Here is a 13,706-nt window from a genome sequence, read left to right as displayed (position 1 = left end):
CGTGGCAGCTCGTGCATGCTTATCATTCCCGTCCCAGTCCTTCTTTCCCATGCCTGTAGGCAGGCATCGCGGGCGAGGTAAAGCGAAGTCGCGCGCGCATCAGCCCGACATCCGCTCGCTTAGAGTGCGCGCGGCGGCAAGCAGTGCGGCTTTCAACGAAGGTAGCGCCTCGCCGCGCACCGCGCTGCCCAGGCCGATTGCGACCAGGGCGTGGCTTGGCCGGCCCGGCTGCTTCCAGACGGGTGCCGCAACGACAGTGACACCGGCGATGTAGTGTCCAGCGTCCACGGCGATGCCCTCCACGCGAGCGGCCTCCACCTGCGCCTTCCAGGTATCCCAGTCGGGAGCCTCGTCCCAGCGCAGCTTGTCGAACCTGGGGCGCAGCTGTGCATCGCTCCAGCCACCAAATGCGGCGATGCACCGACCAGTGGCGGACACCAGTGCCGGAAAGCGGCTGCCCACTTCGGTCGAGAGCTGGATCGCGGCACCGGCCTGCGACATGGCGGTGACGATGATGTGGTCGAGGCCGAACAACTGCGCCCCCAGCGTCGTCAGGCCGAACTCGCGCGCGATGCGATCGAGCACCGGCTGGGCCAGGTCGTGGAAGGCATCGTGGCGCAACCACTGGCGCGCCAAGGTGAGGACGCCGGCATCGAGCGCGTAGCGCTTGGTGTCCGGATCGAAGGCAACCAGCTCTTCCTCAGCGAGGGCGCGCAGCACGTAAAGGCACGTGCTCGGCACCAGCCCCAACTCGCGGGCGATCGCCTGCACGCCCATCGGCGCACCGCGCTTTCCCAACAGGCGCAGGATCGCGGCCGCGCGCGCGATCGCCGGTGCTTTGGACTTAGCGTCCGCAGGAGGAGCGAGGGGGTTCATTCGATATATTGAATAGCATTCGATATTTACAATAGCAACTACGATGTGCCATGAACCTGTCAACGGTGAAAACAACGTGCCGACTCCAGGTGCGACGGGATTGTTCGATGACCAGGCTGACCGACTACAGCAGCTATGCCGACGCTCAGGCGCACGCGAATTCGGCGGCGCTGTGGGAGCTGTTCGATGGCGATCGCGAACACCTGAACATCGCGCATGAATGCATCACGCGGCATGCCGATGGCTCGGGTCGGCCGGCGGTGCGGCTTGCCAACGCCGACGGTTCCGACGCGATCCTCAGCTTCGACCAGATCGCGGCCGGTGCCGCGCAGTTTGCGCACTGGCTCGACAAGGAAGGCGTGCAGCCCGGCGAGCGGATCGCTTTCATGCTCGAGCCTTCGCTACCCTTCTACGTCTGCCTGTTCGGCGCGATGCAGACCGGCGCGATCTCGGTGCCGCTGTTCACGCTGTTCGGGCCTGACGCGCTGCGGCTGCGGGTGGGTGACTGCAACCCTTCGATCCTGATCACCAATGCTGAGAAGGCCGAGTTGGCCCGCAGCATGGACGGCCCGCGCGTGATCGTTGCGGACGATGCCTTCCTCGCCTCGCTCTCGGACCTGCCGACCACTTATACGCCCAAGACCAGGGCAAACGACATGGCCGTGTTCCAGTACACCAGCGGCACCACGCGCGAGCTGCCCGAGGCGGTGAAGCATTCGCATCGCACGCTGGTGACGCTGATGTTCGCGGCGCTTTACGGCACCGGTATCCGCCCGGGTGACGAGTTCTTCTGCCCATCCTCACCTGCCTGGGGACACGGCTTGTGGCACGGCACGCTGGCGCCGTTGGCAATGGGTGTGACCACCGGCACTTTCGCCGGCCGCTTCGATCCGGTGCGGCTGATGAAGGCGCTGGACGACTTCGGCATCACCAACATGAGCGCGGCCGCCACCCACTACCGTATGATGAAGAACAGCGGGAAAGGGGGCGACTTCCAGTTCCACTTCCGGAAGCTGTCGTTCACCGGCGAGCCGATCGACCCGGCGACGCTGGAGTGGATCGACGAGACCTTCAAGGTGCCGGCCTGCTCGATGTACGGCACCACCGAGATCGGCGTGGTGCTGGTCAATTACCCGGGTGCCGAGGACTTCGAAGTGAAGCCCGGCTCGCTCGGCAAGGCCGTTCCCGGCCAGAAGCTCGAAGTTCACCGGCCCGACGGGTCGCAAACCGAACCCGGTGAAATCGGCGAATTGATGCTCTGGCGAGGCGGCGGGTGGATGACCACCAAGGACCGCGCCAGGACCGACGCGGACGGTTACTTCTACCACTGCGGCCGCGCCGACGACGTGATCATCTCGGCCGGGTGGACGATGTCCGCGGTCGAGATCGAGAACACCATGCTGCGCCACGACAACGTGATGGAATGCGGGGTGATCGGCGTGCCCGACGAGCAGCGCGGCCAAGTGGTGAAGGCCTTCGTGGTCGCCAACTGCGAAGGCACCAACGCACTGGTCAAGGAATTGCAGGACTTCACTCGCGAGCGCCTGGCGCAGCACGAATTCCCGCGCATCGTCGAGTTCGTCGACGAGCTACCCAAGAACCCCGCCGGCAAGGTTCACCGCAAAATGCTGCGCGATCGCGAGGCGGCGAAGGCTGCACAAGCCGCAGTCGCCTGATCCCCTCACACCCAATCTTACCTAGGAAGAGCAAGATGGCAGAAGCAGACGCCCCCAAGAACAAGTTTCCCAAGATCACCGAGCAAGGCCTCGACGATCTGCGCGCCCGCATGGGCGTCAAGATCGAGAACACGGTCGAGCCCTGGAACTACGAGGCGAGCCGCGACGCGATCCGCCACTACGCGCACGGCATCGGCGACGATAACCCGCTGTGGTGCGACCCCGAGTACGCCAAGAACACCAAGTACGGCACCATCGTCGCGCTGCCGTCGTTCCTGTTCAGCACTAGCCGCATCGTCTCGGGCTACTGCGGCGGCCTTGCCGGCGTGCACGCCATGTGGGCCGGCGCCGACTGGACCTGGCACCAGCCGGTCCTGCGCAACGACACGATCCGGACCGAGGCCTACCTGAAGGACCTCGTCGAGCACCAGACTAAGTTCGCCGGGCGCTCGTTCCAGCAGATCTACCACGTCGACTTCTACAATCAGAACGGCGACCACCTGGCGGGCGCCGACTCGTGGGTGTTCCGCACCGACCGCGACGAAGCGCGCGAGCGTGGCACCAAGTACACCGAAGCCCGCGGCCGCGTGGAGCCCTTCACCCAGGAACAGCTCGACGAGTTCTACGACATTTACGACCGCGAAGAGATCCGTGGCGCGGTGCCGCGCTATTTCGAGGACGTGAACGTCGGCGACAAGCTGCCGCCGATGATGAAGGGGCCGATGACCGTCACCGGCTTCATCGCCTACGCGCAAGGCTGGGGCGGCCTCTACATCCGCGCCAACCGCCTGGCGTACAAGATGCAGAAGGCGCACCCGGGCCTGGGCATCCGCAACCGCTTCAACGTGCCGGACTGCCCCGAGCGCGTGCACTGGGACGAGGACTTCGCCCTCGAGGTCGGCGCGCCGGGCGCCTACGACTACGGCCCAGAGCGCACCTCGTGGCTGACGCACCACATCACCGACTGGATCGGCGACGACGGCTTCCTCCACAAGTCGAGCTGCCAGATCCGCCGCCACAATCCCGACGGCGACGCCATCGTCATCACCGGCGAGGTGATCCGCAAGTTCGAGGAGAACGGCAAGAAGTACGTCGAGATCGAGCAGAAGGCGACCACCCACCGCAACGAGCTCTCGGCCTTCGGCACCGCCGTCGCCGAACTGCCGAGCAAGGGCTGATCGCCGCCCACATGCTCGCTTCCAAACCGGCATGACGACTTCGGCCCGGACCTTTCGCGAGGTTCGGGCCTTGTCGTTCAACAGACCGGTCGAAGCGCGAAAGGGAAGAGGACATGGATCAGGATCAGACCGTCACGCCGCAGTTCGAAGCGAATGGCGATGTGCGCGTGCCCGCATTTACGCTGCCGATCTCGCGTCTCGTCAGTGAGGAAGCGGCGGCGGCTCAGCGCCTCCGTGCCACTGTGCCGCCGGTCGACACGACGGGCATTGATGCTGCGCCGCTGCGCCGCCAGCAGATCAACGCCTACATGGCGCCATCAATCGCCAAGCTGCGCGAGACCTTCGCCGTCGAGATCGAAGCGAAGACCATCGGCGGCGTGCCGGTGCTCGACGTCACCCCGTCGGATGGCGGCCATGATCCGGATCGCGTGCTGATCAACCTGCACGGCGGCGCCTTCACCGTGGGTTGGGACGGTGTGGCGCTGGTCGAGACGATCCCAATGGCCGTGCTCGCCGGTATGCGCGTGGTCAGCGTCGACTACCGCATGGCGCCCGAGCACCGCCACCCGGCTGCGATCGAGGACGTGGCGGCGGTATATGCCGGGCTGTTGCAGGACTATGCGCCGGGCCGGATCGGTATCTATGGCGGCTCGGCGGGGGGCGTTCTAACCGCGCAGACCGCTGCATGGCTCGCCGCGCACGGCTTGCCCCAGGCGGGCGCCATCGGCGTGTTCGGCGCTGGCGGCGTGCCGTTCGAAGCGGGCGAGTCCGCTTACGTCACCGGTTACATCGACGGCGCGTTCCCGCCGCCGCCTGCCGATGGCAGCGCTCCGCCAGACATCACCAAGGGCTATTTCAACGGCATCGACGCCGATGACCCGAGCGCCTGGCCGGCCTACCACCTCGACGTGCTGGCCCGGTTCCCGCCGACGCTGATCATCACCGGCACTCGCTCGATCGACCTCAGCCCGGCCATCTACACCAACTCGCAGCTGATCAAAGCGGGCGTGCGCTCGACCCTGATCGTGGGCGAGAGCATGGGACATTGCTACTACTACAACCTGGCACTGCCCGAAGCCCGCGACGCCTATGACGCGATCGTCGCCTTCTTCCGTGAGAACCTGAACTGATGAGCGAATGGATGGGCCCTCTCGCCGGCGTGCGCGTGATCGACTTCACGCGTGTGCTGGCCGGCCCAGCGGCAAGCCTGGCGCTTGCCGATCTCGGCGCCGAGGTGTTCAAGATCGAACCACCCGGCACCGGCGATGAGACCCGCACCTTCCCGCCGACCCGCGATGGCGAGAGCCACTACTATCTGGCGATCAACCGCGGCAAGAAGTCGATCGTCGTGGACCTGAAAAGCCCTGAAGGCCTGACGCTGGTCAAGGATCTCGCCGCCAAGTGCGACGTCTTGGTCGAGAACTATCGCCCGGGGGTGATGGAGCGGCTGGGACTGGGCTACGAGGCGCTGAAGGCGATCAACCCGCGGCTGATTTACTGCTCGATCTCCGGCTACGGTCAGACCGGGCCGCTGAAGGATCGGCCCAGCTTCGACATCGTGCTGCAGGCGATGTCCGGCACGCTGTCGATGAACGGCGAGCGTGATGGCTTGCCGACCAAGCTGGGCATACCGCTTGGCGACCTGGTCGGCGGGATCAACGGCCCGATCGGCATCCTCTCCGCGCTCTACGAGCGGGAGCGGACCGGCGTCGGCCGCCACATCGACGTCAGCCTGATGGACGGCCTGACGGGCATGCTCGGCTACATCGCGCAGCTCGCCTTCTTCACCGGCCAGGACCCCCAGCGGGTCGGATCGCAGCACCCGAACCTGGTGCCTTACGGGATCTTCCCGGCCAAGGACGGCTCGATCGTCATCGCCTGCCTGACGCCGGGCTTCTGGAGCCGCGTCTGCCGCTCGATCGACTGCCCGGACCTGACTGACGACGCTCGCTACGACACCCTGGAGAAGCGCCGCGACGCGCGCGAGGAGGTCAACGCTATCGTTTCGGCCTTCACGCAAGAGCGCACGGTCGAGGAACTCGTCGCGATCTTTACCGAGCACGAAGTACCGCATGCTCCGATCCTCGGTGTCACCGAGGCGCTGAACCAGCCCCAGGCCGTGGCCCGCCAGATGGTGGTCGAGACCGAGCACGCGACCTTGGGCACGATCCCGATCGTCAACCGCTCGATCCGCTTCACCGGTGCCGAGCAGCCCGTTCCCGAAGCGCCACCCGTGCTCGGCCAGCATACCGAGGCGATCCTGGCCGACGTGCTCGACTTATCGCCCGAGCGGATCGCCGCGCTGAAGGCCGCCGGGGTCGTTGCCTGAGGCCGACGCCGCGCTAAGACGGGTCGGAACGAATGGGGAGAGAACCATGGCTGACTTGCGCTTCGACAACCGCGTCGCGGTCATCACCGGCGGCGGCCGCGGGCTCGGCCGGGCGCACGCGCTGCTGCTCGCGAGCCGCGGCTGCAAGGTGGTGATCAACGATCCCGGCGTGTCAATGGCGGGTGACCTCACCGAGGAAGGTCCGGCCGAAGCGCTCGCAGCCGAGATCCGCGCGAATGGCGGCGAGGCGATCGCCAACACTGATAGCGTGGCGACGCCCGAGGGCGGCAAGGCGATCATCCAGTCCGCGCTCGATGCGTTTGGCCGCGTCGACATCCTGATCCATTCGGCCGGCAACGTGCGCCGCGGATCGCTGTCCGAGCTTGCGTACGAGGACTTCACCGCCGTGCTCGACGTGCACCTCAAGGGCGCATACCACGTCGTGCGCGAGGCATTTCCGCTGATGATGGCGCAAGGCTATGGCCGCATCGTCCTGACCAGCTCGATCAATGGGCTCTACGGCAAGTCGGACAACGTCACCTACTCGATCTGCAAGGCCGGCTTCATGGGCCTGTCGAACACCGCCGCGATCGAAGGCCAGAACCATAACGTAAAGTCCAACCTGATCGTGCCGGCTGCTGTCACCCGCATGTCGGAGGGGATCGACACCAGCAAGTTCCCGCCGATGGAGCCCGAGCAAGTGGCGCCGATGGTCGGGTATCTCTGCCACGAGGACTGCACCGCCAGCGGCGAAATGTACGTCGCCATGGGTGGCCGGGTTGCGCGCGCCTGGATCGCCGAGAACGCCGGTGTCTACCAGCCCGAGTGGTCGCTGGAGGATGTCGCCGAGCAGATCGACCTGATCCGCACCGATGGTGACAGCCTGGCCTTCCCGCCGGTACCCGACGGACAGCTCGACCATCTGCTGTACGGCTTCAAGATGATCCGCGAAGGAGCGAACTGAACGCCGGCACACGCGTTACGGGCGGCAAAGGAGCAATTCCTCCGAAGGAGCCTTGGACATGCCCGAACGCGAAGTCGACACCACCGAACCCGATGCCCCGATCGAAACCGTCGGCAACCACGACCTGATCGCCTCTAACCGTGTCGAAGGTACCGCCGTCTACGGGCAAGACCGCCACAAGGTCGGCCACGTGCACAACTTCATGGTCAACAAGCGCACCGGCCAGGTCGCGCACGTGATCGTCTCCGACAGCGGCCTGTTTGGCCTCGGCGCCACGCGCTTCCTGCTCGTGCCCTGGCAGGACCTGACCTACGACCCGGACCTCGGCGGATACGTCTCGCACATCAGCAAGGACGTGATGAGCGAACACGGCCGCATCTCCGCAGAGGATGCCGAGATGCAGATCTGGTGAGAGCCGGCGCGATGGTGCTCAGCGCCGGACGCGCACCCCGAAGCCTTTGATCACGTTGACGGCGCAGTCTGCCTGGTAGGCGGTGATGCTGGGCGATACCTGGACGCGCACGACGCCATCCGCTCCGAGCTCTGCCGACACATAAGTCGAGGGTATGTTGCACTCGCTCGCCGCACGCGTGATCGCCGCAGTCGAATCCCACTGCGACGTGCTCTGCGCCAGCGCCGAAGAGGCAGCCATTCCAATCAGCGGCAGGACACCATAGCATAGCTTCATGCAGGTCACCTCAGGGTTGCGTATGCGTGCTGCCGGAACTGGAGCGGGTGAAGGGAATCGAACCCTCGTATTCAGCTTGGGAAGCTGCTGCTCTACCATTGAGCTACACCCGCGTCGGTGGGCCTAGTGCCATGGGCGAAGGCTGCGCGTCAACGCGTGTGTTCAGTCGAAGCTGACTTTGCCGCGGCCGGCCTTGACCGAGCCGCGCAGCTTCTTGCCTTTGATCCGCTGCTCCTTGCCGACGCGGTTGAGGCGGCTCTTCGCGCGCTGGGTGGGCAGTTTCTGTGCCTCGGTAAGCAGTTCGGCTAGTCGTTCGCGGGTGTCGGCGCGGTTGGCTTCCTGGGTGCGAAAGCGGCGGGCGGCAATGACCAGTTCGCCACGGCTGGTCATGCGGCTGCCGGCCAGTTCCTTCAGCCGCGCGAACACCGGAGGCGAGAGCCGCAGCGCATAGACGTCGAGGCGCAGCTGAACCGCTGTCGCCACCTTGTTGACGTTCTGCCCGCCCGGGCCGGAGGCGGCGATGAAGCTTTCGCTCGCCAGTGCCTGGGCTCGGTCGATCAGATCGTCAGGCATCGTCGCCCGGCGGCGGTGCGGAGTCTAGCGATGCAGAGTCTGGCGCTGTGACGCCCGGCGCTGCAAAGCCGAGCGCAGCAAAGTCGGCGGGAAATGGCGCGATGGCGGTCACCGACGGCTTGCCATCGCGCGGCACCGTCAGCGCGGCAGCGTGCAGCATGGTGCGTGCAGCATTGCCGGTCCCGTACACCGGATCGCCGAGCAGCGGCGCGCCGAGACCGCTGGCGGCATGGACGCGGATCTGGTGGGTGCGGCCGGTCTGGGGGCGGAACTCCACCAGGGTGCGGCCGTCATGCTCGGCCAGCTTGCGCCAGCGTGTAATCGCCGGCTTGCCCTTTCGCGCCGGGATCATGCGCCAGCCGTCCTTGGCGGTGCTGACTTTCGATAGCGCGAGATCGATCGTGCCCTCATCGCCTTCGACGCTGCCGTCGACCACGCCGAGGTAGACCTTCTCCACGGTACGCGCCTCGAACGCGGCGGCGAAGCGCTTCAGCGCCTTGGGATTGCGGGCAAGCAGCAGGCAACCTGATGTGTCGCGATCGAGGCGGTGGACCGGAGCGGGATCGCGCTGGAAGTTCAGGCGCAGATTGCCAAGATCGTCCTCCAGGCTGCGCCCGCCGGCGCGCGGTGTGTCGAGCGGCAGGCCGGCGGGCTTGTCGATGACGAGGGCTTCGCCGTCTTCGAACAGGATCGGGAACGGGCTCATGCGACGGCCTTTGCAATGCGGCGCACGGCTTCGGCGAGCTTCGCCTCGTCGGCGGCAAAGCTGATGCGGAAGCCGTGCTGGCCACCGAACGCGGAAGCCGGGACCACCGCAACGCCATGGTCCAGCAAGTGCAGCACGAGTGCAGCATCGTCGCCGAAGCGGGCCATCAAGGGTGCAGCATCGACCATGCAGTAGAACGCGCCCTGCGGCACCGGCGTGGACAGGCCGGGGATGGCGTTGATCGCGTCGACCACCATGTTACGGCGGGTGCGGAAGCGGTCGCGCCACTCAGCCAGGAACTCCTGCTGGCCCTCGAACGCGGCGACTGCGGCGGCCTGGCTGATCGACGAGGGATTGCCGGAGGAATGCGACTGCAGCGTCTCCATCGCGCGGATCAGCCACTCTGGCCCTGCGGCGACGCCGATGCGGAAGCCTGTCATCGCGTGACTCTTGGACACGCCTGAGACGGTCAGCACCCGATCGGTCAGGTCGGGGCACTCGGTGGCGAGCGTGACGTGGCTCTTGCCGGTGTAGTTGAGCGGTGCGTAGATGTCGTCGGATAGTACCAAGACCTGCGGATGACGGCGCAGCACGGCGCCAATGCTGCGCAGCATTTCGGGCGGGTACCAGGCCCCGGTCGGGTTGCCGGGGCTGTTGAGCAGCAGCCAGCGGGTGCGTGGACCGATCTGTGCTTCTAGGTCGGCGCCATCGAACAGGTAGTCGTGCGCCGCCGAAGTGATCAGCGGGACGACGCTGCCGCCGGCAAAGCGTACGATCTCGGGATAGCTGACCCACCAGGGTGCCGGTACGATCACTTCGTCGCCCTCGCTGACGGTGGCGAGCAGGGCGTGGAAGATCGCCTGCTTGCCCCCGGCGCTGACCGTGACCTGGCTGGTCGGGACTTCAAGACCCAGGTCGCGCGCGAAGTGCAGGGCGGCGGCTTGCTTGAGCCGGGTGGTGCCGCCGACGGGTGTGTAACGCGTCTCGCCGGCGTCGAGCGCGGCCTTGGCTGCGGCGATCACGTGCGGCGGCGTCGCGAAGTCGGGTTCGCCGACCGAGAGCGAGATGATGTCCACGCCTTGCTCGCGCAGGCGCGCGGCCCGGTCGCTCATGGCGGTGGTCTGCGAAGGCGCGATGCGCGCGAGGGCGGTGGAGGTATGCATCAGGTGAGCAGCCGCGCGGGCATGAGGCCGCGCAAGGCATTGCCGACCAGGAAACCGTCGGCGAGCTCGTCAAGCGTCAATTCGGCGTCGCGCGCGCGTCCGGCGTCGAGCAGCGAGCGGCGCAGCACGCCTGGCAGCAGTCCGAGCGAAGCGGGCGGCGTCAGCAGCACGCCGTCGCGCTCGACGAAGATGTTGGTGAAGGTGCCCTCGGTGACCAGGCCATCGTCGCGCAGGAACAGCGCTTCGTGCGCGCCGGCGCCGCGCGCGACCGCCAGGCCGCCTTCGTAGAAGCTGCGATCGGTGCTCTTGTGGCGCAGGCGCCAGTCGCTTTCGTCCACCGGAAGCGGGAGCACGGCGCAGGTCATCGGCACCGGCAAGGTGTCGGGCAGGTCGGCCAGTTCCAGGCTATAGGCGCCGCTGCGTGCGGCAACCAGCCGCAGTTTCGCGGGTCGCTCGGCATCGAAGCACAGCGCCTGGATGGCATTACGTAACGCATGCCTGTCGAACGCGAAGCCGAGGGCGTCGGCGCTGGTCCGCAGCCGCTCCAGGTGCAGCTCGAGCAGGGGAATGCCGTCCTCGGGCGTGAAGCGCATCGTCTCGATCAGGTCGAAGCGGGCGGCGCCTGCAGCACTTCCGCCTTGGGGGACATGTCCCGATTGTCGCACGAACCCCCCTTTGACCAGGCATTCCCGCCATTCGGGAAGTGCTTGCGAATCCGCGACGATCGCGGAGCCGACGCCCAGAACCGCCCGGCCGCCCTGGCCTGACTTGCCCGGTTCCAGGCGAAGGGTGCGGATTGCCACATTGAACGCGGCATCGCCAGAGGGATCGATCCGGCCGATGCTGCCGCAGTACGCCTGGCGCGGATCGCGCTCGACCCGGGCGATCCACTCCATCGCGCGGATCTTGGGCGCGCCGGTCACCGAACCGCAGGGAAACAGGGCGCGCAGCACGTCGACGGCATCGCGGCCGGCCGTCAGCCGCGCGCGCACGGTCGAGACCATCTGGTGGACGGTGGGATAAGTCTCCACAGCGAACGGCGCCTCCACGCACACGCTACCCGGCTCGGCGATGCGCGACAGGTCGTTGCGCATCAGGTCGACGATCATCAGGTTCTCGGCTCGGTCCTTGGCCGATGCGGCGAGGTCATCGCGCAGCCTGGCGTCCTCGGCCAACTCGCGGCCGCGCGGTCGCGTGCCCTTCATCGGCCGTACGGTAACCTCGCCCGCTTGCAGCGCGAAGAATAGCTCGGGCGAGAAGCTGAGCAGCCAGCCGCTCCCGTCGTGCACCACGCCGCCGTGTCCCGCCGCGGCGCCGGGCCGGAGCGCGGCGTAGAGGGCAAGCGCATCGCCTTGCCACGGTCCCGCGAGCGGAAAGGTGAGGTTGGCCTGGTAGATGTCCCCGGCAGCGATCGCCTCGCGCACAGTGGCGAAGGCCTGCGCGTAAGCACCTTGCGAAAGCTGCGGTTCGAGCGGGCCGATCGCGGGTGGCGCCGCCGGCTTAGCCTCGGCAGCGAGCCATGCCGGCACCGCGCTGGGTGCGATCGTCTCATATCCGGCAAAGGCGCCGAACCAGACGAGCGGCGCATCACCGACGCGCCCTTGCAGCAGAGGCGCCAGGCGTGGTTCGAGTGCCAGGCCTGCCTCGTAGGCGATGGAGCCGGCAAGGTAGGCTCCGTCGCGCGAAAGCCGCCGCAGCCGGTCGAGCGCGGGCAGCGCTTCATCGGCACGGCGGGCAATCACCAGCTCGTGCGGATCGCGATAGAGCCGCGCCGCCTTCGCACCGTCTGCACGCGCATCGTCGAGCAGCACGAACGGCGATCCGGCTGGCATGGGAGAGGTGGTGGGCGGCGGCACGACAGCGCCCTAGCGGTTCCGTCATGCGGTGGCAAAATGCCTCTCGCGTGAGCGAGCGGTGGGCACTATCGTCGCGGCAATAAGATCGGGAGCGCAGATGTCTGAGATCTACCTGGGACTGGGCAGCAATGGTGAGCGCCAGGTCCTGCGCCTCTCGCGCGCCAACCGCCACGGCCTGGTGGCGGGGGCGACCGGAACCGGCAAGACGGTGACGTTGCAAACGGTGGCCGAGCAGTTCTCCGCTGCGGGCGTGCCGGTGTTCCTGGCCGACGTGAAAGGCGATCTATCCGGCATCGCCATGGCCGGCAGCCCCACGTTCAAGAACGCCGCCGCCCTGGAAGCACGGGCCAAGGAGATCAGGCTGACGGATTATGCCTACTCCGACAATCCGGCGGTGTTCTGGGATCTCTACGGCGAGCAGGGTCACCCGATCCGCACCACGATCTCGGAAATGGGGCCGCTGCTGCTCGCGCGATTGCTGGATCTGAACGAGACCCAGGAAGGCGTGCTTAACGTCGCCTTCCGCTTCGCCGACGACCAGGGCCTGCTGCTGCTCGACCTGGAAGACCTGCAGGCCATGCTCGTCCACACCGCCGAGCATGCGAGCGAGCTTTCCACCAAGTACGGCAACGTCACCAAGGCCAGCGTCGGCACGATCCAGCGCCAGCTGCTGAGCCTGGAGAGCCAGGGCGGCGCCCAGTTCTTCGGCGAACCGGCGCTGGAGATCAACGACTTCATCCGCTGCGACGAGCAGGGGCGAGGCGTCATCAACGTGCTCGCCGCCGACAAGCTGATGCGCAGCCCCAAGCTCTACGCCACGTTCCTGCTGTGGCTGCTGGCAGAGCTGTTCGAGACGCTTCCCGAAGTGGGCGACCTCGATAAGCCGCGGCTGGTGTTCTTCTTCGACGAGGCGCACCTCCTGTTCGACGATGCGCCCAAGGCGCTGCAGGAGAAGGTCGAGCAGGTCGTGCGCCTGGTCCGCTCCAAAGGCGTCGGCGTCTACTTCGTCACCCAGAACCCGATCGACGTGCCCGAGGAAATCGCCGGGCAGCTGGGCAACCGCGTGCAGCATGCGCTGCGGGCGTTCACTCCGCGCGACAAGAAGGCGATCAAGGCCGCGGCCGAGACGTTTCGCATCAATCCCGATCTCGATGTCGAGCGCGCGATTACCGAGCTCAAGACCGGCGAGGCGCTGGTCTCGACGCTCGACGAGGAAGGCGCACCCGGTATCGTCCAACGCACCCTGATCGCGCCGCCGCGCTCGCGGCTGGGGCCGGTGACGGCAAAAGAGCGCGCGATCGTGCAGTCGATCAGCCCATTCTCCGGCAAGTACGACACCCGCGTCGATCGCGAGAGTGCCGAGGAGGTGCTTGCGGCCAAGGCTAGCGATGCGGCAGCGACGGCGCAGGAGGTCGCCGACAAGGGCGCCGAGGCGGTTGGGCGGCAGGAGCGCAAGAGCCCCAGCTTGTGGGATGGCCTGGGCGGCAAGGTCGCGCGCGCCGCCGCCGGAGCCGCCGCCGCCAGTGCCGGCTCGATCCTGGCAGGCAAGCTGCAGGGCAAGACCAGCCGGGCCAGCCCGCGCGCCAGCGCCGCAAGCGCGGCGGCGGGCACCATCGGCAGCACGCTGGAAAAGGCGATCGGCATCCCGGGCATCGGCCGCTTCGCGCGCAACCTCATCGGTGGGTTGATGCGCTGAG

13 protein-coding genes and 1 tRNA gene are annotated in these 13,706 nt (G+C 67.0%); 7 read left to right on the top strand and 7 right to left on the bottom strand.

The window, feature by feature from the left end:
• Positions 1 to 99: 99 nt before the first annotated feature.
• Positions 100 to 876: an IclR family transcriptional regulator gene (locus GV044_RS08450; RefSeq protein ID WP_159868094.1), complete on the bottom strand. Its 777-nt coding sequence runs from the start codon at positions 874 to 876 to the stop codon at positions 100 to 102.
• Positions 877 to 983: 107 nt separating this feature from the next.
• Here GV044_RS08450 and GV044_RS08445 point away from each other — a divergent pair, with 107 nt between their 5' ends.
• The 6 genes from GV044_RS08445 to GV044_RS08420 all read left to right on the top strand — a co-directional run bounded on the left by GV044_RS08445 (position 984) and on the right by GV044_RS08420 (position 7,435).
• Entirely contained in the window at positions 984 to 2,552 is a 1,569-nt protein-coding gene (locus tag GV044_RS08445; protein ID WP_159868091.1) for an acyl-CoA synthetase, read from the top strand.
• A gap of 35 nt (positions 2,553 to 2,587) precedes the next feature.
• Complete coding sequence (locus GV044_RS08440; RefSeq protein WP_159868088.1) at positions 2,588 to 3,730, top strand: MaoC family dehydratase N-terminal domain-containing protein; 1,143 nt, start codon at positions 2,588 to 2,590, stop codon at positions 3,728 to 3,730.
• A gap of 113 nt (positions 3,731 to 3,843) precedes the next feature.
• Positions 3,844 to 4,860, top strand: coding sequence for an alpha/beta hydrolase (locus GV044_RS08435; protein ID WP_159868085.1), 1,017 nt, complete (start codon positions 3,844 to 3,846; stop codon positions 4,858 to 4,860).
• A complete protein-coding gene (locus GV044_RS08430; protein ID WP_159868082.1) occupies positions 4,860 to 6,059 on the top strand; it encodes a CaiB/BaiF CoA-transferase family protein in 1,200 nt (399 codons plus the stop codon). Before GV044_RS08435 ends, GV044_RS08430 begins: the two co-directional genes overlap by 1 nt.
• Before the next feature lie 46 nt (positions 6,060 to 6,105).
• Positions 6,106 to 7,023, top strand: a complete 918-nt coding sequence (locus GV044_RS08425; RefSeq protein WP_159868079.1) for an SDR family NAD(P)-dependent oxidoreductase — start codon at positions 6,106 to 6,108, stop codon at positions 7,021 to 7,023.
• A 58-nt stretch (positions 7,024 to 7,081) separates the two neighbouring features.
• Positions 7,082 to 7,435, top strand: coding sequence for a PRC-barrel domain-containing protein (locus tag GV044_RS08420; RefSeq protein ID WP_159868076.1), 354 nt, complete (start codon positions 7,082 to 7,084; stop codon positions 7,433 to 7,435).
• 18 nt (positions 7,436 to 7,453) lie between these two features.
• On the opposite strand, the gene GV044_RS08415 is transcribed toward GV044_RS08420, so the two are convergent.
• The 6 genes from GV044_RS08415 to pabB all read right to left on the bottom strand — a co-directional run bounded on the left by GV044_RS08415 (position 7,454) and on the right by pabB (position 11,985).
• Positions 7,454 to 7,711 (bottom strand): hypothetical protein, encoded by a 258-nt coding sequence (locus tag GV044_RS08415; RefSeq protein ID WP_159868073.1) that lies wholly within the window; start codon positions 7,709 to 7,711, stop codon positions 7,454 to 7,456.
• Positions 7,712 to 7,750: 39 nt separating this feature from the next.
• Positions 7,751 to 7,824: transfer RNA gene (locus GV044_RS08410), tRNA-Gly, on the bottom strand.
• Between the two features lie 49 nt (positions 7,825 to 7,873).
• Entirely contained in the window at positions 7,874 to 8,284 is a 411-nt protein-coding gene (gene arfB / locus GV044_RS08405) for an alternative ribosome rescue aminoacyl-tRNA hydrolase ArfB (RefSeq protein ID WP_159868070.1), read from the bottom strand.
• The gene (locus GV044_RS08400; RefSeq protein WP_159868067.1) at positions 8,277 to 8,990 is read right to left on the bottom strand and encodes an RluA family pseudouridine synthase; all 714 of its coding nucleotides are present in this window, start codon (positions 8,988 to 8,990) and stop codon (positions 8,277 to 8,279) included. The genes arfB and GV044_RS08400 overlap by 8 nt, the downstream gene beginning before the upstream one ends.
• Complete coding sequence (locus GV044_RS08395; RefSeq protein ID WP_159868064.1) at positions 8,987 to 10,153, bottom strand: pyridoxal phosphate-dependent aminotransferase; 1,167 nt, start codon at positions 10,151 to 10,153, stop codon at positions 8,987 to 8,989. The genes GV044_RS08400 and GV044_RS08395 overlap by 4 nt, the downstream gene beginning before the upstream one ends.
• Positions 10,153 to 11,985, bottom strand: a complete 1,833-nt coding sequence (gene pabB, locus GV044_RS08390) for an aminodeoxychorismate synthase component I (protein ID WP_159871113.1) — start codon at positions 11,983 to 11,985, stop codon at positions 10,153 to 10,155. Before pabB ends, GV044_RS08395 begins: the two co-directional genes overlap by 1 nt.
• 121 nt (positions 11,986 to 12,106) lie before the next feature.
• On the opposite strand from pabB, the gene GV044_RS08385 reads away from it, so the two are divergent.
• On the top strand, positions 12,107 to 13,705 hold the full coding sequence (locus tag GV044_RS08385; protein WP_159868061.1) for a helicase HerA-like domain-containing protein: 1,599 nt from the start codon (positions 12,107 to 12,109) through the stop codon (positions 13,703 to 13,705).
• Position 13,706: the final 1 nt, after the last annotated feature.

Source organism: Novosphingobium sp. 9U (genome assembly GCF_902506425.1).
Classification (GTDB): domain Bacteria; phylum Pseudomonadota; class Alphaproteobacteria; order Sphingomonadales; family Sphingomonadaceae; genus Novosphingobium.
The sequence above is the reverse complement of the archived record's forward strand: the minus strand, read 5'-3'. Positions and strand labels throughout refer to the sequence as shown.